Raw genomic sequence first — 23,688 nt, forward strand, 5'->3', positions numbered from 1 at the left:
CGCGTGACAGTTGGAGTCAGCGCGCCTTCTTTGGTTCCAGCTGTGCGTCGGGGCGGGCCTGCTGCGGCGCGGCAGGCTTGACCTTTTCCACGCCGGGCTGGGCGTGCCGGTCCGTATCGACCAGGCCCCGTTCCAGATCGCTGGCCGCCTGTTGCATGATTTTGCGCGGGCGCACGTTTTGCGCATCGGGCGATTCATCGCGCTCGTGCGGCAGGCGGTCGACGCCGTCATTGCGGACCTTTTCATCGGTATTGATCTTGCGCTCGCTTGGCTGGGTAGCCATATGGCCTCCTGACAGTAAAAATGATGTGGAATCAGTGTCCTGCCGCACCGGGCCGCCCGCAAGCGGATTTGTCCACGCTGGGAGCGCTGGCGCACGCATGGACGATTCTTTTTCTGCGCTACACTGCGTGCAACACCAAGAACGCCCCTTGCAGGCACACGGCAGCCGCACTATACTGTGCATATATACAGTATCATGCGATGGCGGCGTGCGACGCGACTGCCTGGGGCGGCTTGCCACTGAATTTATTTTCCGAGACTCTTATGCCCGTCGATACACATGCCGAACAGCCAGCCGCGACCTTGCCAGCCCCGGGCGAGCGCTTCAACCTGGGCGCCAAGACCATCGCCCTGGTCGTGCGCCAGAATACGGATGGCATTGCCGAGCCCGTTAAAAGCATCGTGGATTTCCTGCAAGTGCTGGGCCACACGGTCGTATTTGAAGCGGAGACGGCCGCCCACCTGAACCTGGCGTTTCCCGGCGTGCGCGCCATGTCGCCAGCCGAGATCGGCGCCGCCGCCGATTGCGCCATCGTCATGGGCGGCGACGGCACCATGCTGGGCATTGCGCGCCAGCTGGCGCCATTCGACGTACCCTTGATCGGTATCAATCAAGGACGCCTGGGCTTCATGACGGATATTCCGCTTGAGCGCATGCTGCCCGTGCTGGCGCAAATTCTCGGCGGCCGTTTCAAGGCCGAACGCCGCACCTTGCTCGAAGGCAGCGTGCTGCGCGACGGTGAGTCGATTCACGTGGGCATGGCCGTCAACGATGTCGTCGTCTCGCGCGGCGGTGGCGCCGGCATGGCGGAATTGCGCGTCGAGGTGGACGGGCACTTCATGTACAACCAGCGCTCTGACGGACTGATCATCGCCACGCCCACGGGCTCGACCGCCTATGCGCTGTCGGCCGGCGGCCCCCTGCTGCACCCGACCCTGGGCGGCATCGTGCTCGTGCCGATCGCCCCGCATGCGTTGTCGAACCGTCCCATCGTGCTGCCCGATTCCAGCCAGATCGTCGTGGAAATCGTGCGCGGGCGCGATATCAGCGTCAATTTCGACATGCAGACTTTTGCCAGCCTGGTGCAGCAAGACCGCATCCTCATCCGCCGTTCGCCGCACACGATTACCTTCCTGCATCCGGAAGGGTGGAGTTACTACAACACCCTGCGTGAAAAATTGCACTGGAATGAGTACCCGTCGGGCGAGGGCAAGCTCAGCTAACATTTTCTCCACGCTAACCCGCGGTTCGCCGCCCAACCACAGAAGCCATGCTCCATACACTGTCCATTCGCGATTTTGTCATTGTCGATACCATTGAACTGGAATTTTCCGCCGGCTTCAGCGTGCTGACGGGCGAGACGGGTGCCGGCAAGTCCATCCTCATCGATGCGCTCACCCTGGCGCTGGGCGGGCGCGGCGATGCCAGCGTGGTGCGCGAAGGCGCGGCCAAGGCCGACATCACGGCTGATTTCTCCGTCAGCGAAGTAGCGCAGGCGTGGCTGGCGGCCAACGAATTCGCCAACGACGATGGCGGCGCCCTGTTGCGCCGCGTCATCGACAATGCGGGCCGCTCGAAGGCGTACATCAACGGCATCCCCGCCACGGCCGCGCAGCTGCGCGAACTGGGCGACATGCTGGTCGACATCCACGGCCAGCACGCGCACCAGTCCTTGCTGAAAAGCGAAGCGCAGCGCGCCCTGCTCGACGGCCAGGCGACGGCACGCGAAGCGGGCGCGGAGCAGGATGCGCGGCAGGTGGCGGCGCTGCACAAGCGCTGGCGCGCCCTCGTGCGCCAGCGCGAAGAATTCGAAACGAATGCCGCCAACGTGCTGTACGAGCGCGAGCGCCTGGAATGGCAAGTGGGCGAACTGGAAAAACTGGCCGCCAAGCCCGGCGAGTGGACGGACATCACGAACGAGCACAGCCGGCTGTCGCACGCGGCCAGCCTGCTGGAGGGGGCGCAGGAAGCCCTGTCGATTATTTCCGAGTCGGAAGACCATCCCATCGTGTCGCAACTGTCGGCCTTGAACCAGAAGCTGGGCAAACTGGTGTCCGTCGATGCGGAATTGCAGCCGATTGTCGACCTGATCGAATCGTCGCGCATCCAGCTGCAGGAATCCGTGTATGCGCTCAACAATTACCTGGACCGCGTGGAGCTGGACCCGGAGCGCCTGCACCAGCTCGACGCGCGCATGGAAGCCATGCACAGCACGGCCCGCAAATTCCGCGTCACGCCCGAAGAATTGCCCGACGAGCACGCCAAGCTGTCGGAAAAGCTGCAGCATTTGGCCGACGCTTCCGATATCGAAGGCTTGCTGCGCCAGGAAGCGAAGATCGAGGCCGAGTACCGCAGCGTGGCCGAGCGCCTGTCCGCCACGCGCCGCGCCGCCGCGCTGGAACTGGGGCAAGCCGTCACGCGCGCCATGCAGGAATTGAGCATGACGGGCGGCAGCTTCGAGATTGCCCTCAATCCCTGCGAACCGGCCGCCCACGGACTCGAGCAGGTCGAGTTCCTCGTCGCCGGCCATGCGGGCACGGCGCCCCGTTCGCTGGCAAAAGTGGCGTCCGGCGGCGAACTGGCGCGCATCGCGCTGGCCATTTCCGTCATTACCTCGCACGCCACCACCACGCCCACCCTGATCTTCGACGAGGTCGACAGCGGCATCGGCGGCGCCGTCGCCGAAGTGGTGGGACGCTTGCTGAAACGCCTGGGACAGGGACGGCAAGTGCTGTGCGTGACCCACTTGCCGCAAGTGGCCAGCCAGGCGAATCAGCATTTCCAAGTGGCAAAAAGCACCCTGGACAACGGCAAGACGGCGTCGCGCATCGACATGCTCGACGCCAAGGCCAGGGTGGAAGAAGTGGCGCGCATGCTGGGCGGCCTGGAAATCACGGCCACCACGCGCAAGCATGCGCGCGAGTTACTGGCGATTTAAACGCAGGCTTAAATCCGGGGTCAGACCCCCGGATGCGTTAGCGCTGAGCTTGGCGTTAGCGGCATTGAGGGTCTGACCCCAGTGCCTCGCTATTAACTCAATGCAACTATAATAAGTGGCTATCCATCCAACGCCTTCAAAGAGCCTTCATGTCATTTCAAACAGAACCGCCGTACACGCATGGCAGCATCGACCGCAGCGCCGTGGTGCTGGTCAACCTGGGCACGCCCGATGCGCCCACGTCGTCGGCCGTGCGGCGCTACCTGAAACAATTCCTGTCGGACCCGCGCGTGGTGGAGATTCCCCGCGCCGTCTGGTGGTTCATTTTGAACCTGATCATCCTGCCATTCCGCTCGGGACAGTCGGCCAAGAAATATGCGTCGATCTGGACGCGCGAAGGCTCGCCCCTGAAAGTGCACACGCAAAAGCAGGCAAAACTGCTGGCCGGCGCCCTGACCGAACGGGGCCATGACGGCGTCACGGTGGCCATGGCCATGCGCTACGGTTCGCCTTCCTTGCCCGAGGTACTGGCCACCTTGAAAAGCGAAGGCTGCGAGCGCATCGCCATCTTGCCCGCTTATCCGCAATATTCGGGTACGACGACAGGCTCCATCTACGACGCCGTGTTTGCCCATTACGCCACGGTGCGCAATGTGCCGGAATTGCGTTTTATTAAGCAGTACCACGAGCACGACACGTATATCGACGCCTTGCGCGATTCCGTGCTGAACCACTGGGAAGCGCATGGTCGTCCGGAAAAACTGGTGATGAGCTTTCATGGCGTGCCCAAGCGCACCTTGCTGCTGGGCGACCCGTATCACTGCCAATGCCTGAAAACGGCGCGCTTGTTGGCGGACAAGTTGAAATTAACCAAAGAGCAATATGTGGTGACTTTCCAGTCGCGCTTTGGCAAGGCCGAATGGCTGCAGCCGTACACGGCGCCCACCCTGGTGGCGCTGGCGCAACAGGGCATCAAGCGCGTCGACTTGCTGTGCCCAGGCTTTACCAGCGATTGCCTGGAAACCCTGGAAGAGATCGCGATGGAAGCCAAGCATGATTTCGAAACGGCCGGCGGCCAGCAGTTTCATTACATCGCTTGCTTGAATGAAACGCCGGCCTGGATCGCGGGACTGGCAGAAATTGCCGAGCAACACATGATCGGCTGGCCGACGATGAAGACGGCGGCGCAGCGCGAGGGCGACAGGAAAGCGGGCGAGCAGGCGCGCGCGGCGGCCCTGGCGCTGGGCGCCGCGAACTGAAATAATTATTTTTATGCAATAAAAAGCCGCGCTTGCGCGGCTTTGTCATGTCTGGCGTGGCCACGGAACTATCCAGATAGCAACGCTGCCAGTGGCGATGGCGGCGGCGGGACTGGTAGAATGCCCGCTTTGCCGTGGGAAGCCAGGAAAATCAAGGGGGTGCGCACGGATCGCTGCCCGAAACGGGAAGCGCTTTGTAATAAGCTGTAACATGGAACGAGGTAATCCCCGGTTTTGCCATGAATACCCCTTGAAACAATAGGATATAGCCCCATCTGCCCGTTAGTGTTGTAAAGATAGTTAGACTAACTCATTTAAGTCATTGATTGTAGGAGCTTTCTAGATGCAAGATCAGGAAAACCAAGCTGTACCTAATCCGCAAGCGGACGCCGCGGCGACTGCCCCATCGACTCCCGCAGAGCCTACTTTGGAAGAGCAGCTGGCGAGTACCGAAGCGCGTCTTGCAGAGATGCACGATGCCTTCATGCGCGCCAAGGCCGATGGCGAAAACATTCGCCGCCGTGCGCAGGAAGATGTTGCTAAAGCGCATAAATTCGCAGTGGAAAGCTTTGCCGAAGCCATGGTGCCGGTGAAAGACAGCCTGGAAACGGCGCTGACGGTGGAAGCACCGACCATCGAGTCGCTGAAAGAAGGCGTCGAGATGACCCTGAAGCAATTGAACGCCGCGTTCGAGCGCAACCGCCTGGTGGAAGTCTTGCCAGTGCAGGGCGAGAAGCTCGATCCGATGAAACACCAGGCCGTTGCCGTGGTGCCAGCGGACCAGGAAGCCAATACCATCGTGTCAGTCCTGCAAAAGGGCTATATGATTGCGGACCGCCTGCTGCGTCCAGCCATTGTAACGACCGCGCAAGCAAAATAATCAGAGGGCGGCATCAAGCAAGCCTTGAAACCATGCCGCTTTGCCACATATAAGAACCATCTGAAATCTAGCAAATAAAAGGAAAAAAATCATGGGTAGAATTATCGGTATCGATCTGGGAACCACGAATTCCTGCGTTTCCATCATGGAAAACGGTCAACCAAAGGTAATCGAAAACGCTGAAGGCGCACGCACGACGCCGTCGATTATTGCTTATCAAGAAGATGGCGAAATTCTCGTCGGCGCGCCAGCGAAACGCCAGGCCGTGACCAATCCGAAAAACACGCTGTACGCAGTCAAGCGTCTGATCGGTCGCAAGTTCGACGAAAAAGAAGTGCAAAAAGACATCGCGCTGATGCCGTACCAAATCATGAAAGCCGACAACGGCGATGCATGGATCGGCGTACGCGACAAAAAACTGGCGCCGCCGCAAATTTCGGCTGAAGTACTGCGCAAGATGAAGAAAACGGCAGAAGACTACCTCGGTGAAGAAGTCACCGAAGCCGTCATCACCGTGCCTGCGTACTTCAACGACTCGCAGCGTCAAGCTACCAAGGATGCCGGCCGTATCGCTGGCCTGGACGTCAAGCGCATCATCAACGAGCCAACCGCGGCAGCGCTGGCATTCGGCCTGGACAAGGCTGAAAAAGGCGACCGTAAAATCGCCGTGTACGACTTGGGTGGCGGTACGTTCGACGTGTCGATCATCGAAATCGCCGATGTAGATGGCGAGAAACAATTTGAAGTGCTGTCGACCAACGGCGACACCTTCCTGGGCGGCGAAGACTTCGACCAGCGCGTCATCGATTACATCATCGACGAGTTCAAGAAGATCAACGGCATCGATCTGAAAAAAGACCCGATCGCCCTGCAGCGCATCAAGGCTTCGGCCGAGCGCGCGAAGATCGAGCTGTCGTCGTCGCAACAGACCGAGATCAACGAGCCCTACATCGCCATGGCGAACGGCGCACCGGTCCACTTGAACCTGAAGATGACCCGCGCCAAGCTGGAGTCGCTGGTGGAAGAGCTGATCACGGCAACGATGGAACCTTGCCGCACCGCTATCAAAGATGCGGGCGTCAAAGTGTCGGACATCGATGACATCATCCTGGTCGGCGGTATGACCCGTATGCCGAAGGTGCAGGAAAAAGTGAAGGAATTCTTCGGCAAGGAACCACGCAAGGACGTGAACCCGGACGAAGCCGTCGCCGTGGGCGCAGCGATCCAGGGTTCGGTCCTGTCGGGCGAACGCAAGGACTTGCTGTTGCTGGACGTTACTCCTCTGTCCCTGGGTATCGAAACCCTGGGCGGCGTGATGACCAAGATGATCCACAAAAACACGACGATTCCGACCAAGTTCAGCCAGGTCTTCTCGACGGCCGACGACAACCAGCCTGCGGTGACCATCAAGGTCTTCCAGGGTGAGCGCGAAATCGCCGCCGGCAACAAGGGCCTGGGCGAATTCAATCTGGAAGGCATCCCGCCAGCAGCACGCGGTACGCCACAGATCGAAGTGACCTTCGACATCGACGCCAACGGCATCTTGCATGTCGGCGCGAAAGACAAGGCCACCGGCAAGGAAAACAAGATCACGATCAAGGCCAATTCCGGCTTGACCGAGGCGGAAATCCAGAAGATGGTGAAAGACGCCGAGTTGAACGCGGAAGAAGACAAGAAGGTCAAAGAATTGGCCGAGTCGCGCAACCAGGCCGATGCTCTGGTACACTCGACCCGGAAATCCTTGACCGAATACGGCGACAAGCTGGACGCGGGCGAGAAAGAGAAGATCGAAGCGGCGATCACCGACCTGGAAGCAAGCATCAAGGCGGGCGACAAGGCTGAGATCGACGCCAAGGTGGAAGCACTGTCGAGCGCATCGCAGAAACTGGGCGAAAAAATGTATGCCGACATGCAAGCGCAGCAAGCTGCCGGCGGCGCGGAAGGTGCACAGCAAGCTGCTGGCGCATCCGATGCAGGCGCCAAGCAAGACGACGTTGTCGACGCTGACTTCAAAGAAGTCAAAGACAGCAAGTAATTGTCTTGCGCTCCCATGAACTGGGGGCAGCCGGGCTGAACGCTACATCGCGGGATTAGCCGCGAAGACCGGCCGAGCCGAGTCGCTGCGCCTAGCGCAGCACTCGACTCGGCTTTTTCGTGTAATTTTTACATCAGTAGATAGACTGCAAGGTGCCGACAACATGGCAAAGCGTGATTTTTACGAGACACTCGGTGTCGCAAAAAATGCTTCGGAAGAAGAGATCAAAAAGTCTTACCGTAAACTGGCGATGAAATACCATCCGGACCGCAATCCGGATAGCAAGGAATCGGAAGAAAAGTTTAAGGAAGTCAAAGAAGCCTACGAGATGCTGACCAATCCGGAAAAGCGCGACGCGTATGACCGTTACGGTCACGCGGGCGTGGACCCGAACATGGGTGGCGGAGGCGGCTTCGGCGGCGGTGCTGGCGGCTTTGCCGACAGCTTCGGCGATATCTTCGGCGACATCTTTGGCGGCGGCGGTGGACGCAGCCGCAATGCGGGTCCACAGGTGTACCGTGGCGCCGACTTGCGCTACAACCTGGAAATTACACTGGAGCAAGCTGCTCACGGCTTCGACACGACCATCCGCGTGCCGAGCTGGGACAAGTGCGACACTTGCCACGGCAGCGGCGCCAAGCCGGGCACCTCGCCCACCACTTGCGGTACTTGCGGTGGCCACGGCCAGGTGCGCATGCAGCAAGGTTTCTTCAGCATCCAGCAAACCTGCCCGAAATGCCATGGCAGCGGCAAGGTCATCACCGACCCGTGCACGCCATGCGGCGGCGCCGGTCGCATCAAGCGCAACAAGACCCTGGAAGTGAAAATTCCAGTCGGTATCGACAACGGCATGCGTATCCGCTCGTCCGGCAACGGCGAACCGGGCACGAATGGCGGTCCGTCGGGCGACCTGTATGTGGAAATCCACATCAAGCCGCACGCCGTGTTCCAGCGCGAAGGCGACGACCTGCATTGCGAAATGCCGATCTCGTTTGCCAAGGCGGCTTTGGGCGGCGAAATCGAAGTGCCTACCCTGAACGGCAAAGTGTCGTTTACGATTCCTGAAGGCACCCAGTCGGGCAAGACCTTCCGCCTGAAAGGCAAGGGCATCAAGGGCGTGCGCTCCGGTTATGCGGGCGACCTGTTCTGCCATGTGGCCATCGAAACGCCCGTGAAACTGACGGAAAAACAGAAAGACCTGCTGCGCGACTTTGAAAAGTCGACGACCGAGGGCGGTGCCAAGCACAGTCCGCAAAGCAAGACCTGGAAAGACAAGGTCAAGGATTTTTTTGAGTAAGCACACGTAAGACCATGCGCCGGGATGCTCACACATCCCGGCGTTTTTTTACCCAGGTTGACTGGCATCTGCGCGCATCGCCCGCTAACGCGGGCGATCGGCGCGCTGCTCAACCGAACTCACAGAATGGGAGCGATATGACCGAACAGAAAAGCGGCCTGGCCCTGGCGGAACTGCTGCAGCGTAACCGCCGCTGGGCCGACTCGATGGTGGCGAAAGACCCGAACTTCTTCAAGAACCTGGAAGCGCAGACCTCGCCCGAATACCTGTGGATCGGCTGTTCCGACAGCCGCGTTCCCGCCAACGAACTGCTGGGCATGGCGCCTGGCGACGTGTTCGTGCACCGCAATATCGCCAATGTGGTCGTGCATTCCGACCTCAATTGTCTGTCCGTCCTGCAATTTGCCGTGGACGTGCTGAAAGTCAAACACATCATCATCGTCGGACATTACGGCTGCAAGGGCGTGCACGCGGCCATGACGGGCACGCGCATCGGCCTGGTCGACAACTGGCTGCGCCACGTGCAGGACGTGGGCCAGAAACACGAGCGCTACCTGGGCGACGTGCTGACCAGCCGCCAGCGCGGCGACCGCCTGTGCGAACTGAACGTGGTGGAACAAGTCTTGAACGTGTGCCAGACCACCATCGTGCAAGATGCGTGGGAGCGGGGCCAGGAACTCAGCGTCCATGGCTGGGTCTATGGCTTGAAAGATGGCTTGCTGAACGACCTGGAAGTGACCGTCACGGCTGGCCACGAGCTGGCGCCGCGCATGGCGGCCCGCCTGGCCCGCTACGAAGCAACGGCGTAAGCAACACCGGCGCAGCGCTTACGGCGCGGCGCCGTCGAGGCGGGCCAGGTAATCGGCCGCCTCCTGTACTCCCTCCTGCGCCGCCTGGCGCAGCCAGGTCCTGGCCTGGGGAAGATCCTGGGGCGTGCCCCGGCCTTCGGCCAGCGCCACGCCATAGTGGTAGCGCGCCAGCCGCGCATAGGCGGCGTCATCGTTGGTATGGGCGCCGCGCCGCATCAGCGCCGTCGCCTGCACCAGGTCCTTGGGCACGCCCACGCCCGTTTCATACAGCTGGGCCAGCCAAATCATCGAATACACATCGTTCCAGCGCCGGATGCAGTCTTTAAAGATGGCGACGGCAGCGGCATGGTCGCCCGTCTTGTCGGCCGCATAGCCGTACAAGCACTTGATGCGCTTGTCGCTGCGCACATAGGCTTTGTAGCTGAGGTCGCCTTCATCCTGGCTATCCTGGGCCTGGACGGGAACGGCGAACAGCAAGGCGAGCAGCAGGGCGTAGGGGGACATGGCTTTCCTGAGAATCGGTTAAAGCTTGATAGACAAGCAAGTTGCGTGCTAGCGCAGTCCAGGAGCCAGCCATGCGGGGACGTGCCGCTGTTGTGCCAATTCGGGACAGCGGCTGTTGCGGCGCGGCGCAACGCGCCCCGCATATCCATATAGTAAATGCTTCGTTTGCAGGCAGGGCCGGCCGGCATACAGTGGACTTCCCCTGACTATTTGCGGATTCTTATGTCGGCCGTCCTGAAACCCGTGCTTTCCAGCAGCCATTTCCGTATCGAAACTTTCGATGCCCCGCTCGGTGCGCAAGTGCTGGGACTGGACTTGTCGCAGCCGCTGTCGCTGGGCGACTTCCAGCGCCTGCACCACGCCCACCTCGACCATCACGTGCTGGTGTTCCGCGACCAGCGCATCACGCCGCAGCAGCAGGTGGATTTCAGCCGCCGCTTCGGTCCCCTGCAAATCCACGTGCTGCGCCAGTTCCAGCTGCCCGCGCAACCGGAAGTGCTGATCATCTCGAACATCGTCGAAGATGGCCAGCCCATCGGCCTGGGCGACGCGGGCCATTTCTGGCATTCGGACCTGTCGTACAAGGAAGTGCCCAGCCTCGGCTCCATGCTGCACGGGCAAGAGTTGCCGGACGAGGGCGGCGATACCGTGTTTGCCAACATGCACCTAGCGTGGGAAAGCCTGCCGGCCGCGCTGCGCCACGCCGTGCGCGGTGCGCGTGCCGAGCACAGCTACCTGAGCCAGTATGAGGAATTGCGCCGCCGCAACCCTTGGCGGCCCGCCCTGACGCAGGCGCAGATCGATGAAGTCAAACCCGTGACGCACCCCGTGGTGCGTGTGCATCCGGAAACGGGACGCCGCGCCCTGTTTGTCAGCGAACATTTCACCACGCGCATCGTCGGTCTGCCCGACGATGAAAGCCGCGCCCTGCTCGACGAACTGTTCGCCCACAGCGTGCGCCCCGAGCATTTATATGTGCACCGCTGGCAGCCGCATGACCTGGTGTTCTGGGACAACCGTTCCCTGATGCACCTGGCGACGGGTTGTCCGCCCGACCAGCGCCGCAAGCTGTATCGCACCACCATCGAAGGCGATGCGCCGTACTGATTTTTCCACGTAGCCAGACCCAAGGAGTGTCCATGTTGCCGATCTTTACCTTTCCCCGTCGCCTGCTCGCCGCCTTCATCCTGCTGTGCATGGCGATGCCCATGGCCCGGGCCGAAGGACAGATCCGCATCGCGGGCCAGCACGGCATCACCTTCTTGCTGCTCAATATTGCGCAGGAACAGAAACTGATCGAAAAGCATGGCAAGCAGCAGGGCGTGGATGTCAAAGTCGAGTGGATTACCCTGTCCGGAGGCCCGGCCATCAATGACGCTTTGTTGTCCGGCAATATCGATATCGCGGGCGCAGGCCTGGGTCCGCTGCTGACCATCTGGGATCGCACGAAAGGCCGGCAGAACGTGCGCGGCGTGGCTTCGCTGGGCAACTTTCCCTACTATTTGATCAGCAACAATCCCAAGGTGAAAACCCTGGCGGACTTGACGGACAAGGACCGCATCGCCTTGCCCGCCGTGTCCGTCTCCGTCCAGGCGAGGATATTGCAGATGGCGGTGGCGAAACAGTGGGGCGACAAGGAATTCGCCCGTCTCGATAAAATCACGCAAACCCTGCCGCACCCGGACGCGGCGGCTGCCATCATCGCCGGCGGCACGGAGCTGACGGGCCACTTCGGCAATTCGCCGTTCCAGGAACAGGAGCTGGCGCAAAACCCGAACGCCCACATCCTCCTGAATTCGTATGACGTGCAGGGCGGGCCCAGCTCGTCGACCCTGCTGTATGCGACGGAAAAATACCGCAAGGACAATCCCAAGACTTACCGCGCCTTCATCGCCGCCCTGGCGGAAGCGGCGCAGTATGCGAGCAGCAATCCGCAAGGAGCGGCCGACATCTATATCAAGGTGAACAAGAGCAAGGTGGACCGCAACCTGCTGCTGAAAATCTTTGCCAACCCGCAAGTGCAATTCAAGATCGCCCCGCAAAATACCTATGGCCTGGCGCAATTTCTGCACCGCGTGCACGCCATCCGCAACTTGCCCGACAGCTGGCGCGATTATTTCTTTGACGACCCTGCCATCACGCAAGGGGGCTGACATGAACGCACCCGCCTTTCATTTGGTGCGCCCGCCCGTGGCGGTGGCGCCCTTGCTCAGCGTCAGGAATGTCAGCCTGGAATACCGGACGGAACAGCGCACCGTGCGCGCCACGCACGACGTCAGTTTCGACGTGTTCCGGGGCGACCGTTTTGTGCTGCTGGGACCGTCCGGCTGCGGCAAGTCGTCCCTGCTGAAAGCCGTGGCCGGTTTCATTGCGCCGCGCGCGGGCAGCATCACCATGCAGGAAAAAATCATCACGAAGCCGGGGCCGGACAGGGTCGTCGTGTTCCAGGAATTCGACCAGTTGCCGCCCTGGAAAACCGTGCTGGAAAACGTCATGTTCCCCTTGCTGGCCAGCAAGCGGCTGGACAAGGTGGCGGCCCGCGAGCGCACCCATCACTGGATCGCCAAGGTGGGCCTGGCCGGTTTTGAGGATGCCCATCCGCATACTTTGTCGGGCGGCATGAAGCAGCGGGTAGCCATCGCGCGCGCGCTGGCCATGCAGCCGGAAGTGCTGCTGATGGATGAACCGTTTGCCGCCCTCGATGCCCTCACGCGGCGCAAGATGCAGGAAGAGCTGAGCCGCCTGTGGGAAGAGCTGCGTTTTACCCTCGTGTTCGTCACGCATTCGATCGAGGAAGCCTTGGTCGTGGGCAACCGTATCCTGCTGCTGTCGCCCCATCCGGGCCGCGTGCGCGCCGAGCTGAACAGCCATCAGTTCGGCTTGCACAGCGGGGGCAGCGCGGAATTCCAGGCCGCCAGCAGCCGCATCCACGGTCTGCTGTTCGATGAGGACGTGGTTCCCGTCCAGCAAGCGGCCCAGCTGCAGCGGGAGGCCGTATGAGCGCGCTGCTGGAACCGCCGATCCGCCAGGAGTTCGTGTACGCGGCGCCACCGCCGGCCGGCGCGGCTGCCGAGCGGCCGTTGTCGCGCTGGCAGCGCCTGGGCCAGCATGCGCTGTGGCGCAAGGCCTTCATTTTGCTTGGCCTCGCTTTGCTGTGGGAGGGTGCGGCGCGCTGGACGCACAACGATTTATTGTTGCCCAGTTTTCTGCAGACGGCGCAGGCGTTCATCGGCGGCATCGCCAGCGGCGAATTGCTCACGCGTACGGCCGCCTCCCTCGTGGTGTTGCTGCAGGGCTATGCGGTGGGCGTGCTGGCCGCCTTCGTGCTGACCTTGCTCGCCGTGTCCAGCCGCATCGGACGCGACGTGCTGGAAACCCTGACGGCCATGCTCAATCCCTTGCCGGCCATTGCCCTGCTGCCGCTGGCCCTGCTGTGGTTCGGCCTGGGACGCGCCAGCCTGATCTTCGTCATCGTCCATTCCGTGATGTGGCCGCTGGCCTTGAATACGTATGCGGGATTTCAGGGCGTGCCCGAGACCCTGCGCATGGCGGGCCGCAACTACGGGCTGAGCGGCTTGCGCCTGGTGCTGCACATCCTCGTGCCGGGCGCCTTGCCGTCCATCGTCTCGGGCCTCAAGATCGGCTGGGCGTTTGCCTGGCGCACCCTGATCGCGGCCGAACTGGTATTCGGTACCACGTCGGGCCAGGGCGGCCTGGGCTGGTACATCTTCCAGAACCGCAACGAGCTGTACACGGACAAGGTGTTTGCGGGCCTGGCAGCCGTCATCGTCATCGGTCTGCTGGTGGAAAACATCGGCTTTCGCAGCCTGGAACGCGTCACCCTGAAACGCTGGGGCATGCAGCGGTAGCTATTGCAGCATGCTGCGCGCCGCCGCGACGATTTGCCGCGACAGCTGTTCCAGGCGCGGCGACTGCACCTTCCACGTGTGCCAGTACAGGGCCACGTCGGCCGGGGTCTTGGGCGTGAGCATTTCCACCAGTTCGCCGTCCGCATTCGCCTTGAGCAGCAATTCCGGCACCATGCCGTAGCCCAGGCCGTAGCGGATGGCGTTGAAGTGCGAGGTGGCACCCGGCACGTAATGGCAGGGGTAGGCGCCTTCGGGCAAGCCCAGCGCTTCCTGCAGGTACGACGACTGCAGGGTGTCCTTGCGCGTGTAGGCGACGACGGGCGCCGTGCGCGCCGCCTTGCGCGTCAGGCCGTGCGCGAACCACTGCTGGCGGAACGCGGGCGTGGCCACCAGCCAGTAGCGCATCACGCCCAGCGGCTCGGCCGTGCAGCCGCGCATGGGTTTCGCTTCCGTGCTGATGCAGCCGATGGCCATGCCCGTTTCCAGCAAGGTATAGGTGTGGTCCTGGTCTTCCACGGTCAGGTCCAGCAGCACGCGCTCGCGGATCAGCACCTCGGACAGGGCAGGGAAGAACCAGGTGCCCATCGAGTCGGCGTTCAGCGCCAGCACCAGGGTCAGCGGGGCATCCTGCTGCACCGCCAGTTCCGCTTCCAGGTCCGCCTCCAGCAGCTTGGCCCGCTTCAGGTACTGCATCAGGCGCTGGCCCATGCGCGTGGCGCGCGCGGGACGGCTGCGCACGATCAAGGCATTGCCCAGCTGGCTTTCCAGCGCCCGCACGCGCTGGGAAATGGCGGGCGACGTCAGGTGCAGCTGCAGCGCCGCCTGTTCGAAACTGCCCGTTTCGACGACGGCGCGGAACGCTTCCGTGTGCTTGGGATTCAGGTTCATGATGCGCGCCTAACATAAGAAAAATTTATCAATACTAAATAATACTTACTTTTCATAAGGATAGGTGTGTTGCGGTGCACAATGCTTCTTTGATGGAGTGCCGCGCGCCTGCGCGGGGCCTCCTGGCAGCAAGGGAATGACCATATGGACACGCAAGATACGGCGCAGGACAGTGAAAAAAACGGCGCGAAAGACAGCGCGAAAGACGGCAGCGGGGTCGCCCGCAAGCCGCCATCGAAGCTGGCGCGCAATCTGAAATTCGGCCTGGGACTGACCCTGGGCCTGGGCTTGTCCGCAGCCCTGGCGGGCGGCTACTGGCTGCGCCAGGCATGGCAGGACCTGCCCGCCGTCGAGCATCTGGCCCAGTACAAGCCCGCGCTGCCGCTGCGGATTTTTTCCAGCGAAGGCGAGCTGCTGGCCGAATACGGCGAAGAGCGCCGGGAATTCCTGCCCCTGAAAGATATCCCCCTGCGCATGCGCCAGGCTTTATTGGCCATCGAGGATGCGCGCTTCTACGAACACGGCGCCGTCGACTTCTATGGCCTCACGCGCGCGACCCTGGCCAACGTCGTCACGGGCCACCATGCGCAGGGCGCCAGCACCATCACCATGCAGGTGGCGCGCGACTTCTTCCTGTCGCGCGAAAAGACCGTGCAGCGCAAGCTGACGGAGATGCTGCTCGCCTACAAGCTGGAACAGCACTACGGCAAGGACAAGCTGCTGGAACTGTATATGAACCAGATTTACCTGGGCGAGCGTTCCTACGGCTTTTCCGCCGCCTCGAACATCTATTTCGACAAGCCCCTGGCCGAGGTCAGCATCGCCGAAGCGGCCATGCTGGCCGGCTTGCCCAAGGCGCCATCGGCCTACAACCCCGTCGCCAATCCCCAGCGCGCCACCGTGCGCCAGCATTACATCCTGCAGCGCATGCGCGAACTGGGCTACATCACGCCAGCCGAATACGATGTCGCCGTGGCGGAAAAGCTGGCCCTGAACAAGGACCGCAACAGTTCCGTGCACGCGGCCGCGTATGCGGTCGAGGAAGCGCGCCAGCTGATCCTGCAAAGCTATCCCGAGGGCGCCTACAGCATGGGCCTGGACGTGACGACCACCATCCGCATGGCGCCGCAGCGGGCGGCCGACAAGTCGCTGCGCGAGGGCTTGTTGAACGCGCAGGCGCGCCGCGGCTACCGCGGCCCGGAAGCGCGCCTGGCCGCTTCGGAGGACAGCGTGGCGCGCCAGCTGGCCGCCTATCCGGACAGCGGCGAGCTGCGCGCCGCGCTGGTACGCAAGGTGGAGAGCACCGGCGCGCGCCAGATCAAGGCGCAGCTGCGCAATGGCGACGAGATCGTGCTCACGGCCTCGGATGCGCGCCTGGGCGGCAAGTTGCAGTGGGATGGCAAGCGCGCCATCGTCGAGGGCAGCGTGATCCGCGTGGTGCACGACGGGGCCAAGAACCGCTGGCTGGTGAGCCAGCTGCCCGAGATGGAAGGCGCGCTCATTTCCGTCGATGCGCACAGCGGCGAGATCGTCGCCATGGCGGGCGGTTTCGATTTCTACCGCAACCACTACAACCACGCCACGCAGGCCTACCGCCAGCCCGGCTCCAGCTTCAAGCCCTTCGTGTATTCGGCGGCGCTGGAAAAGGGATATTTTCCCGGCACGGCCGTCGACGATACGCAGCGCCTGCTGCTGCCGCAGGAAACTGGCGCGCAGCCTTGGCGGCCGCGCAATTACGGCAACAACTATGAAGGCTTCATCAGCGTGCGCCGCGGACTGGTACGTTCGAAAAACCTGGTGGCCGTCAGCCTGATGCAGGCGGCCGGTCCCGGCTACGTGCAGCACTACGCCACGCGCTTCGGTTTCGAGAGCGCGCGCAATCCCGTCTCTTTGCCGCTGGCCTTGGGCGCGGGCGCCGTCACCCCGCTGCAGCTGGCGCAATCGTATGCCGTGTTTGCCAACGGCGGCGTGCAGATGCCGCCGAAACTGATCAAGGAAGTGCGCGGCCGCAGCGGCGCGGTGCTGTACAGCGATGCGGCGCCCCGTGCCAAGGGCGAGCCGGCACCCGGTACGCAAGTGATCTCCACGCGCAATGCCTACGTCATGGACAGCATGCTGCGCGACGTCGTCAAGAGCGGCACGGGACGCGGTGCGTTGGCGCTGGGCAGGGGCGACGCGGCCGGCAAGACGGGGACATCGAATAACGCGTACGACGCCTGGTTCGCCGGCTATTCCTCGGGCCTCGTCTCCGTCGTCTGGCTCGGCTACGACCAGCCTAAGAGTCTGGGCAACGCCACGGGCGGGACGCTGGCGCTGCCCGTCTGGCGCGACTACATGCAGGTGGCCGTGCAAGGCCGCCGCGAACAGGTATTGGCCGAACCGCAGGGCCTGGCCCTGCTCGATGGCGACTACGTGTATGCCGAATACCTGGCCGGCGACTGCCTGCAGGACAGCCATGCCTTCATCCACAGCAGCGTCAGCTGCGGCAGCGGCGCGCCCGGCAGCCTGGGCGCCGACACGCGCCTGGCCAACGGCGAACAGCGCGGCACCAGCGGCGCCGGCCACGAGGCGCGGGCCCTGAGCGAAGCGCGCGAACGCGAACAAATTCTCAAATCATTTTCGGAAGAGTAAGACCATGCTGTTATATACGATTTACCTGGTGGCGATTGTCGCCGAAGCGATGTCCGGCGCCATCATGGGCATGCGGCGCGGCATGGACTTGTTCGGCATCTGCATGATCGGCACCGTCACGGCGCTGGGCGGCGGCACCGTGCGCGACGTGCTGCTGGGGCACTATCCGCTGGGCTGGATCGCGCATCCCGAGTACCTGCTGTTTACCATCGGCGCGGCCATCGTCACGGCCTTTGTCGCGCGCTACCTGCACCATTTGCGCGCCGTCTTTTTGCTGGTCGATGGCCTGGGCCTGGTGGCGTTCTGCGTGATCGGCTGCGACATCGCCATGTCGGCCAAGATGCATCCGGCCATCGTCGTGCTGGCGGGGATGATCACGGGCGTCTTCGGCGGCCTGCTGCGCGACATCCTGTGCAACCAGATTCCCCTCGTGCTGCAGCGCGAAGTGTATGCCACCGTGGCCCTGTTTACGGGCAGCCTGTACGTGGGCCTGCTGTACTTCCAGGTCGACAGCTCGGTGGCCCAGCTGGCATCCATCGGCGCCGGTTTCCTGTTCCGTTTCCTGGCCCTGCATTTCGAGTGGCGCCTGCCGAATTTTAACGGCGACCGCATTCGGGGTTTCGAGTAGCGGCTGCTGCACGACTATTTTTACGCGCCTTTAACCCCTTTTTCTCCGCCGCTGCGTTTCATGTTGGACACCCCAGCCAACCGGAGAAGAAGCGATGTCCAGCGCCCTCAAGATCACCGTGATACTGTCCCTGCTGCTGTCGGCAGGCTGCCATGCCGCCGGCACGGCGCCGCGCAAGACCCTGGCGCCGTTTGCCAGCGAGCAGGCGCTGAGCAGCTACCTGCAGCAAGTGCAGGCGCGCCAGGAGGCGCTGCTGCTGAAGCAGCAGAAACTGCAGCGCGCCACGGCGCAGTACATGGCCGCGCCTCCGCCGGCGCCGCCGGCCGCACCCATGGTGGCGAAAGCGGCACCGGCGGCATCGGCGGAGGCGGCCGAATCGGTCACCAATGTGCAGACGGCGGGCGTGGACGAAGGCGGCATCGTCAAGCTGCATGGCAAGCACCTGGTGATGCTCCGCCGCGGCAAGCTGTTTACCGTGCAGGTGGGGGGCAATGCCTTGCAGCCCGTCGCCTCGCTCGACGCGTTCGCGCCTGGCAGCGATCCGTCGGGCAGCTGGTATGACGAGATGCTGATCGATGGCGACACGGTGGTGGTGATCGGCTACAGCTACAGCCGCGGCGGCACGGAGATCGGCCTGTTCGACATTGCGGCAGACGGCAAGCTGGCCTACCGTTCCACCTACCACCTGCGCTCCAACGATTACTACTCCTCGCGCAATTACGCGAGCCGTTTGATCGGCAGCAAGCTGGTGTTTTACTCGCCTTTGTCGCTGAACCTGCGCCGTGGCGACCCGTTCGGCGGCTTTCCCGCGCTGCGCCGCTGGCGTCCCGACGCCGTGCCGTCGGACTTCAAGCGCATCGCTCCGGCCACGCGCATCTACCGCACCGACGAGGAACCGGAACCGGGTACCAATCTGGCCCTGCACACGGTCACCGTGTGCGATCTGGCGCAGCGCGACATGCGCTGCGAAGCCACCGCCGTCATGGGGCCGCAGGGGCGCGTGTTCTATGTCTCGGGCGAATCCGTGTACGTGTGGACGACGCGCCGGGGCAGCGATTCTGGCCTGTTCCGCATCCCCCTCGACGGCAGCGCGCCCAGCGCCCTGAAAGTGGCCGGCGCACCCGTCGACCAGTTCTCGTTCCTGGAAAGCGCTGACGGCCACCTGAACGTCCTGCTGCGCGCCGAAGGGCAGGGCGACGCCATGTGGGATGGCACGCGGGGCCGGGGTGACATGGCCTTGCTGCGCGTGCCCCTGGCCTCGTTTTCCGATGGCCGCGACAGCGCGCCGGCCGGCAGCTACCAGCCGCTACCCGGCGGTGGAGGCTACGGACTGCAGAACCGCTATGTGGGTGCGTATCTGTTGTACGGCAATCCGGGCAATCCCGGACGCCGCAAGGCAGACCAGGCCTGGCCGCGCCAGCCCTTGTATGCCGTGCGCTGGGCCGATGGGGGCAGCGTGCAAGCCTTGTCCCTGCCGCACGGCGTGGAACGCATCGAAGCGCTGGGCGATGACGCCGTGGTGATCGGCGCGCAGGGCAAGGATCTGCATTTCAGCAGCATCCGCCTGGGGACGCAGGCGGCGGTTGCCACGCGCTATATCCGCGCCGATGCGGCGCAGGGCGAATCGCGCAGCCACGGCTTTTTCTACAAGCCGCAAGCGGCAAACGAGGGCGTGATCGGCCTGCCTATCCTGGGTGCGGACGAGCGGCCAGGCTTGAACAAGTCATCGGCGTCCGTGCTGTACCTGCGTAACAGCGGCTTGCAATTGACGGAACTGGGCGCGCTCGCGGCGCGGCCCGGTCAGCCCCCGGACGACGGCTGCCGCGCGTCCTGCGTGGACTGGTATGGCAATGCGCGTCCCCTGTTCCTGCAGGGCCGGGTCTTCGCCTTGCTCGGCTATGAACTGGTGGAAGGCGCGCTCAAGGAAGGGCAGGTCCGCGAAGTGCGCCGCATCAGTTATGCGCCAGCCGCACGCTGACGCGATGGTGGGCGACGCGCGGCATTTGTCGCTGCCGCGCAGTTCGGCTACACTGGATCGCATGCCCGACACCCTACTCACTGCCACGGATGAAGACCTGATGCTGCGCTACGGCGCCGGCGACCTGCCGGCGTTCCGCGAATTGTACCGGCGCCATAGCCAGGGCCTGTACCGCTTCGTGGCCTGGCGCGCACCGCGCCGCGCGTGGGTGGACGAGATCGTGCAGGATGCCTGGGCCAGCCTGCATGCGGTGCGCACGGGCTATCAGCCGCAAGCCGCGTTTCGCACCTATCTGTACCAGATTGCGCGCAACCGCCTGATCGACCTGCTGCGCCAGAGGGAAGCGCAGGAACAGGAGGAAACGGGCGAGCTGGCGGACGAGGGGGCATCGCCGCTGCAGTCGCTGGAGCAGAAACGGCAGCACGCGCTGCTGCATGCGGCCATCGCGGCGCTGCCGGCCGAGCAAAAGGAAGCGCTGGTGCTGCAGCAGTTCAGCGGCATGAGCATCCAGGATATCGCCGTGGTGACGGGGGCGGAAGCGGAAACCGTCAAGAGCCGGCTGCGCTACGCCATGCAGAAGCTGCGGGCAGGACTGGACAGTGCCAATGGCGCGGGAGGACAGGCATGAATACGCACAATCAAGATAACGACGAACGGGACGACGAGGAATTGAACGCGCTGCTGGCCAGCCTGCCGCAGCCGGCGCCTTCCAGCGCGCTCGATGCGGCCATCCTGGCCGATGCGGAAAAGGCCTTGCACCAGCCGGCAGCGGCCAACGACAGCGCCGATGGCGTGCTGCGCACCTTGCCAGTCAAGAAGGCGCCCGATTCCCTGCAGCGCTGGCGCGTTCCGCTGGGCCTGGCCGCCGCCGTGCTGCTGACGGTGAACATGATCGGCGTGGACTGGTTCGGCTCGAAGCCGGCGCAATTCCCCGTGGTGGGGGAGCCGGTCACGCTGGATGCGATGCCCGCGCCCGCCGTCACGGCGTCTGCTCCGCCGCTGGCCGCTGACGCGGCGCCGCAGCCAGCACCGCAGCCGGCAGCGCCGGCACCGCGCGCGCTGGCCAAGATGGCGCCCAGGCCGCCTGCGCAGGCCGAGCCGGCACCGGCACCGGCACCGGCCTTGCGGCCAGAGCCCCGGTTGACGGCGACGGTACCCATCGCCCCCCCTGCACCGCCGCCTCCGCCGGCGCCTGCCGCGGCGATGGAGCAGCCCATGCAGGCTGAATCGAGCCTGCAGCGCCAGGCGCCCGCGCAACGGGCGCTGGCCATGCCCGCACCCGTTGCGGCACGTACCGTCCCGCTGCCGCCGCCGGCAAAACTGGATGCCTCCGTGTGGCTGGTGAAGATCGATGCCTTGCTCAAGGCAGGCGAAGGTGCGCTGGCGCAGGAGGAATGGGCCGCGTTCAGGCAGGCGTATCCCGATTATCCGGTGGCCGTGGAGTTGCGCCAGCGGCTGGAAAAAATCCAGAAATAGCGCAGGCTACACGATCCCCTTCCTGCGCTCCCACACGGCGCTGCCCACGAAAATGGCGGCGCACACCCACATCACGGCCGGCAAGGCATTCACGCCCACGGACTGCATCAGCACGCCCGTCAGCAGGGGACCGCCGCCGCTGGTGATGCCCCAGGTGGCGTTGACGATGGCGCTGGCGCTGGTCAGCGACAGCCCCGTAAACCGCTCGCCGCAGGCCACCAGCGCCAGCATGTAGATGCCGCCTGCCGCCGCGCCCAGCAGTAACAGCAAGGTCCACCACAGCCACGGCGTGCCGACGGCGAACGGCAGCAGCGGCAGCAGCAGGCAGACTGCCACGCCGCAGCCGGCATGCACCCTGGCGCGGCCGAAGCGGTCGGCCATCCAGCCCAGCGCAAACTGCAGGCCCGTGTCGCCCACCAGTACCACGGTGGCCGACAGCAGGGCCAGGTCCGTGCCGATGCCGTGTTCCATCGCGTACAGGGGCAGCAAGCTCAATGCCAGGGTATCGAACAGGGCGAAGAAGGCGGCGCCCAGCACGATCATCGGCATGCGCGGCAGGATCAGAGTCCACTTCACGCCATGCTCTTCCGGCTCCCTTTCCGGGCCGCTGTTCGAGATCAGCATCAGGCCCGGCACGGCCAGCAGGAACAGCAGGCCGCAGGCGGCGAAGCTCCAGCTGATCTTGTCGTTGAACAGGGCCACGAGGGCAGGGCCGATCAGCTGGAAAAACGTAAAGCTGGTGGTGTACATGGCCACCACGCGGCCCCGCGAATTGTCGGGAGCCAGGCGGTTGACCCACGCCTCGCCGATGGTAAACAGCACGCCCATGGCGCCGCCGAACAGGAAACGCAGCACGCTCCACGCCAGCAGGTGGTCGGTGAACTGCATGGCGACCGTCGCCAGCGACGCTACCCAGACGGCGCCCAGCATGGTGGCGCGCGCGCCGAAGCGTCCCACCCAGCCCGAGACGAACGGCGAGGCGGCCAGGATGCCCAGGGCGCTGACGGCCGTGATCATGCCGATGATGTCCGTGCCCACGCCGCGCTGGTGCAGGGTCAGTGCGGTGAGCGGCATGGTGGCGCCCAGGCCCAGGCCCACCACGCCGATGCTGACCACGAGGGCAAAGAAGTCGCGCCATGGCATGTGCTTCATGCTGGCCTCCGCATGGGAGAAAACAGGGTCTGGAGGGCGTGGAAGTGGTGTGGATGCATGTGAAAAAGGGCGACTTTGCCTGCGGCGCTGGTGTTTGGCGCCGGACGGGCATATGATGATTTTAATAAAGGCAATACTGCAAAGCCGTAGTGTAGGCGATGTGTGCCACCGCTGGCCACGCCCATCGGTGTGGCCGCTGCCTGCGGCTCTGCTGTACAGTGAAGCGAGCGGCAGCGCCGTCATGCGCTGTCATTGGATCGTCACGCCAGCGAGGTAGCACTCTATGCGCCGTCCCATCGTTCTCGTCCCCGCCTGCCAGCGCCAGCTCGGCAGCCACGTCTGGCACATGGCGCAGGACAAATACCTGCACGCCGTGCTGCACGGCGCCGGCTGCATGCCGCTGCTGCTGCCCGCCCTGGGTGCGGCTGCGGACCTGGAAGCGGCGCTGCACCTCGCCGACGGTGTCATGCTGACCGGTTCCGCCTCGAACGTCGATGCGCGCCTGTATGGCGAAGACATCCTGCATCCCGACCTGCCGCAAGACCCCGCGCGCGAGGCCACCACCTTGCCCCTGATCCGCGCCGCGCTGGCGCGCCAGCTGCCCTTGCTGGCCATCTGCCGCGGCTTCCAGGAAGTCAACGTGGCGCTGGGCGGCAGCCTGCACCAGGCCGTGCACGCGGTGCCGGGCATGCAGGACCACCGCGAAAACGTGCTCGATCCCTTGGCGCGCCAGTACGCGCCCGCGCACCGCATCAAGCTGATGCCCGAAGGCCTGCTGTCACGGCTGCTGGGCGGCGAGAGCGAAATGCTGGTCAATTCCCTGCATGGCCAGGGCATCGCCCGGCTGGCCGACGGCTTGCTGGTGGAAGCCCTGGCCGACGACGGCCTGGTGGAAGCCTATACGGTGGCCAGCGCCGCCGGCTTTACCCTGGCCGTGCAATGGCACCCCGAGTGGCAGGTGGAAGACAACCCGCAGTCGATGCGCCTGTTCGATGCCTTCGGCCAGGCGTGCCGCGATTACCGGGAGCAGCAGCACAGGAAGACAGGATGACAGGATGACA

At 63.7% G+C, this 23,688-nt stretch carries 21 protein-coding genes; 17 read left to right on the plus strand and 4 right to left on the minus strand.

All coding sequences use genetic code 11. From position 1 onward, the window contains the following. Positions 1 to 16: 16 nt before the first annotated feature. Positions 17 to 283: a hypothetical protein gene (locus VPH41_RS00930; RefSeq protein WP_328568668.1), complete on the minus strand. Its 267-nt coding sequence runs from the start codon at positions 281 to 283 to the stop codon at positions 17 to 19. 263 nt (positions 284 to 546) lie between these two features. On the opposite strand from VPH41_RS00930, the gene VPH41_RS00935 reads away from it, so the two are divergent. From VPH41_RS00935 to can, 7 genes are all read left to right on the plus strand, one after another. Further along, the gene (locus VPH41_RS00935) at positions 547 to 1,506 is read left to right on the plus strand and encodes an NAD kinase (RefSeq protein WP_226938801.1); all 960 of its coding nucleotides are present in this window, start codon (positions 547 to 549) and stop codon (positions 1,504 to 1,506) included. A 47-nt stretch (positions 1,507 to 1,553) separates the two neighbouring features. Then, positions 1,554 to 3,221 carry a DNA repair protein RecN gene (gene recN / locus VPH41_RS00940; RefSeq protein ID WP_328568669.1) on the plus strand — a complete coding sequence of 556 codons (1,668 nt, stop codon included), beginning with the start codon at positions 1,554 to 1,556 and terminating at the stop codon, positions 3,219 to 3,221. A gap of 149 nt (positions 3,222 to 3,370) precedes the next feature. Further along, on the plus strand, positions 3,371 to 4,480 hold the full coding sequence (hemH, locus tag VPH41_RS00945) for a ferrochelatase (protein ID WP_328568670.1): 1,110 nt from the start codon (positions 3,371 to 3,373) through the stop codon (positions 4,478 to 4,480). A gap of 343 nt (positions 4,481 to 4,823) precedes the next feature. Continuing rightward, on the plus strand, positions 4,824 to 5,360 hold the full coding sequence (grpE, locus tag VPH41_RS00950) for a nucleotide exchange factor GrpE (RefSeq protein ID WP_034745977.1): 537 nt from the start codon (positions 4,824 to 4,826) through the stop codon (positions 5,358 to 5,360). A 91-nt stretch (positions 5,361 to 5,451) separates the two neighbouring features. Then, positions 5,452 to 7,395: a molecular chaperone DnaK gene (gene dnaK, locus VPH41_RS00955; RefSeq protein ID WP_152282079.1), complete on the plus strand. Its 1,944-nt coding sequence runs from the start codon at positions 5,452 to 5,454 to the stop codon at positions 7,393 to 7,395. A gap of 163 nt (positions 7,396 to 7,558) precedes the next feature. Beyond that, positions 7,559 to 8,692, plus strand: a complete 1,134-nt coding sequence (gene dnaJ, locus VPH41_RS00960) for a molecular chaperone DnaJ (RefSeq protein WP_086147258.1) — start codon at positions 7,559 to 7,561, stop codon at positions 8,690 to 8,692. A 137-nt stretch (positions 8,693 to 8,829) separates the two neighbouring features. Next, positions 8,830 to 9,501: a carbonate dehydratase gene (gene can, locus VPH41_RS00965; RefSeq protein WP_152254903.1), complete on the plus strand. Its 672-nt coding sequence runs from the start codon at positions 8,830 to 8,832 to the stop codon at positions 9,499 to 9,501. Positions 9,502 to 9,519: 18 nt separating this feature from the next. Here the strand turns inward: can and VPH41_RS00970 are convergent, their stop codons facing one another. Beyond that, positions 9,520 to 10,005: a tetratricopeptide repeat protein gene (locus VPH41_RS00970; RefSeq protein ID WP_328568671.1), complete on the minus strand. Its 486-nt coding sequence runs from the start codon at positions 10,003 to 10,005 to the stop codon at positions 9,520 to 9,522. A 222-nt stretch (positions 10,006 to 10,227) separates the two neighbouring features. On the opposite strand from VPH41_RS00970, the gene VPH41_RS00975 reads away from it, so the two are divergent. Genes VPH41_RS00975 through VPH41_RS00990 form a run of 4 tightly spaced genes read left to right on the plus strand, consistent with a single transcriptional unit; the run spans position 10,228 to position 13,874 of the window. Then, positions 10,228 to 11,112: a TauD/TfdA dioxygenase family protein gene (locus VPH41_RS00975; protein ID WP_328568672.1), complete on the plus strand. Its 885-nt coding sequence runs from the start codon at positions 10,228 to 10,230 to the stop codon at positions 11,110 to 11,112. A gap of 32 nt (positions 11,113 to 11,144) precedes the next feature. Continuing rightward, a complete protein-coding gene (locus tag VPH41_RS00980) occupies positions 11,145 to 12,158 on the plus strand; it encodes an ABC transporter substrate-binding protein (RefSeq protein ID WP_328568673.1) in 1,014 nt (337 codons plus the stop codon). A gap of 1 nt (position 12,159) precedes the next feature. After that, entirely contained in the window at positions 12,160 to 13,005 is an 846-nt protein-coding gene (locus VPH41_RS00985) for an ABC transporter ATP-binding protein (RefSeq protein ID WP_328568674.1), read from the plus strand. Further along, positions 13,002 to 13,874 (plus strand): ABC transporter permease, encoded by an 873-nt coding sequence (locus tag VPH41_RS00990; protein ID WP_328568675.1) that lies wholly within the window; start codon positions 13,002 to 13,004, stop codon positions 13,872 to 13,874. The genes VPH41_RS00985 and VPH41_RS00990 overlap by 4 nt, the downstream gene beginning before the upstream one ends. Here the strand turns inward: VPH41_RS00990 and VPH41_RS00995 are convergent, their stop codons facing one another. Continuing rightward, positions 13,875 to 14,762 (minus strand): HTH-type transcriptional regulator ArgP, encoded by an 888-nt coding sequence (locus VPH41_RS00995; protein WP_328568676.1) that lies wholly within the window; start codon positions 14,760 to 14,762, stop codon positions 13,875 to 13,877. A 144-nt stretch (positions 14,763 to 14,906) separates the two neighbouring features. On the opposite strand from VPH41_RS00995, the gene VPH41_RS01000 reads away from it, so the two are divergent. The 5 genes from VPH41_RS01000 (at position 14,907) to VPH41_RS01020 (ending at position 21,475) form a co-directional block, all read left to right on the plus strand. Beyond that, entirely contained in the window at positions 14,907 to 17,393 is a 2,487-nt protein-coding gene (locus VPH41_RS01000; RefSeq protein ID WP_328568677.1) for a penicillin-binding protein 1A, read from the plus strand. Between the two features lie 4 nt (positions 17,394 to 17,397). Further along, positions 17,398 to 18,021, plus strand: coding sequence for a trimeric intracellular cation channel family protein (locus VPH41_RS01005; protein WP_152254911.1), 624 nt, complete (start codon positions 17,398 to 17,400; stop codon positions 18,019 to 18,021). Between the two features lie 94 nt (positions 18,022 to 18,115). Beyond that, positions 18,116 to 19,999: a beta-propeller domain-containing protein gene (locus VPH41_RS01010; protein ID WP_328568678.1), complete on the plus strand. Its 1,884-nt coding sequence runs from the start codon at positions 18,116 to 18,118 to the stop codon at positions 19,997 to 19,999. A 61-nt stretch (positions 20,000 to 20,060) separates the two neighbouring features. Further along, positions 20,061 to 20,627: a sigma-70 family RNA polymerase sigma factor gene (locus VPH41_RS01015; RefSeq protein ID WP_328568679.1), complete on the plus strand. Its 567-nt coding sequence runs from the start codon at positions 20,061 to 20,063 to the stop codon at positions 20,625 to 20,627. Next, positions 20,624 to 21,475: a hypothetical protein gene (locus tag VPH41_RS01020; RefSeq protein WP_328568680.1), complete on the plus strand. Its 852-nt coding sequence runs from the start codon at positions 20,624 to 20,626 to the stop codon at positions 21,473 to 21,475. Before VPH41_RS01015 ends, VPH41_RS01020 begins: the two co-directional genes overlap by 4 nt. A 6-nt stretch (positions 21,476 to 21,481) precedes the next feature. Here VPH41_RS01020 and VPH41_RS01025 read toward each other — a convergent pair whose 3' ends face one another. After that, the gene (locus VPH41_RS01025) at positions 21,482 to 22,627 is read right to left on the minus strand and encodes an MFS transporter (protein WP_328568681.1); all 1,146 of its coding nucleotides are present in this window, start codon (positions 22,625 to 22,627) and stop codon (positions 21,482 to 21,484) included. A 283-nt stretch (positions 22,628 to 22,910) separates the two neighbouring features. On the opposite strand from VPH41_RS01025, the gene VPH41_RS01030 reads away from it, so the two are divergent. Next, the gene (locus VPH41_RS01030) at positions 22,911 to 23,678 is read left to right on the plus strand and encodes a gamma-glutamyl-gamma-aminobutyrate hydrolase family protein (RefSeq protein ID WP_328568682.1); all 768 of its coding nucleotides are present in this window, start codon (positions 22,911 to 22,913) and stop codon (positions 23,676 to 23,678) included. Positions 23,679 to 23,688 lie beyond the last annotated feature (10 nt).

Origin of the sequence: Janthinobacterium sp. P210006 (assembly GCF_036231885.1) — a bacterium.
Lineage (GTDB): Bacteria > Pseudomonadota > Gammaproteobacteria > Burkholderiales > Burkholderiaceae_D > Janthinobacterium > Janthinobacterium violaceinigrum.

Coding starts and splice junctions, on each gene's coding strand:
- VPH41_RS00930 (WP_328568668.1), bottom strand. CDS start 283: ATGGCTACCCAGCCAAGCGAGCGCAAGATCAATACCGATGAAAAGGTC.
- VPH41_RS00935 (WP_226938801.1), top strand. CDS start 547: ATGCCCGTCGATACACATGCCGAACAGCCAGCCGCGACCTTGCCAGCC.
- recN (WP_328568669.1), top strand. CDS start 1,554: ATGCTCCATACACTGTCCATTCGCGATTTTGTCATTGTCGATACCATT.
- hemH (WP_328568670.1), top strand. CDS start 3,371: ATGTCATTTCAAACAGAACCGCCGTACACGCATGGCAGCATCGACCGC.
- grpE (WP_034745977.1), top strand. CDS start 4,824: ATGCAAGATCAGGAAAACCAAGCTGTACCTAATCCGCAAGCGGACGCC.
- dnaK (WP_152282079.1), top strand. CDS start 5,452: ATGGGTAGAATTATCGGTATCGATCTGGGAACCACGAATTCCTGCGTT.
- dnaJ (WP_086147258.1), top strand. CDS start 7,559: ATGGCAAAGCGTGATTTTTACGAGACACTCGGTGTCGCAAAAAATGCT.
- can (WP_152254903.1), top strand. CDS start 8,830: ATGACCGAACAGAAAAGCGGCCTGGCCCTGGCGGAACTGCTGCAGCGT.
- VPH41_RS00970 (WP_328568671.1), bottom strand. CDS start 10,005: ATGTCCCCCTACGCCCTGCTGCTCGCCTTGCTGTTCGCCGTTCCCGTC.
- VPH41_RS00975 (WP_328568672.1), top strand. CDS start 10,228: ATGTCGGCCGTCCTGAAACCCGTGCTTTCCAGCAGCCATTTCCGTATC.
- VPH41_RS00980 (WP_328568673.1), top strand. CDS start 11,145: ATGTTGCCGATCTTTACCTTTCCCCGTCGCCTGCTCGCCGCCTTCATC.
- VPH41_RS00985 (WP_328568674.1), top strand. CDS start 12,160: ATGAACGCACCCGCCTTTCATTTGGTGCGCCCGCCCGTGGCGGTGGCG.
- VPH41_RS00990 (WP_328568675.1), top strand. CDS start 13,002: ATGAGCGCGCTGCTGGAACCGCCGATCCGCCAGGAGTTCGTGTACGCG.
- VPH41_RS00995 (WP_328568676.1), bottom strand. CDS start 14,762: ATGAACCTGAATCCCAAGCACACGGAAGCGTTCCGCGCCGTCGTCGAA.
- VPH41_RS01000 (WP_328568677.1), top strand. CDS start 14,907: ATGGACACGCAAGATACGGCGCAGGACAGTGAAAAAAACGGCGCGAAA.
- VPH41_RS01005 (WP_152254911.1), top strand. CDS start 17,398: ATGCTGTTATATACGATTTACCTGGTGGCGATTGTCGCCGAAGCGATG.
- VPH41_RS01010 (WP_328568678.1), top strand. CDS start 18,116: ATGTCCAGCGCCCTCAAGATCACCGTGATACTGTCCCTGCTGCTGTCG.
- VPH41_RS01015 (WP_328568679.1), top strand. CDS start 20,061: ATGCCCGACACCCTACTCACTGCCACGGATGAAGACCTGATGCTGCGC.
- VPH41_RS01020 (WP_328568680.1), top strand. CDS start 20,624: ATGAATACGCACAATCAAGATAACGACGAACGGGACGACGAGGAATTG.
- VPH41_RS01025 (WP_328568681.1), bottom strand. CDS start 22,627: ATGAAGCACATGCCATGGCGCGACTTCTTTGCCCTCGTGGTCAGCATC.
- VPH41_RS01030 (WP_328568682.1), top strand. CDS start 22,911: ATGCGCCGTCCCATCGTTCTCGTCCCCGCCTGCCAGCGCCAGCTCGGC.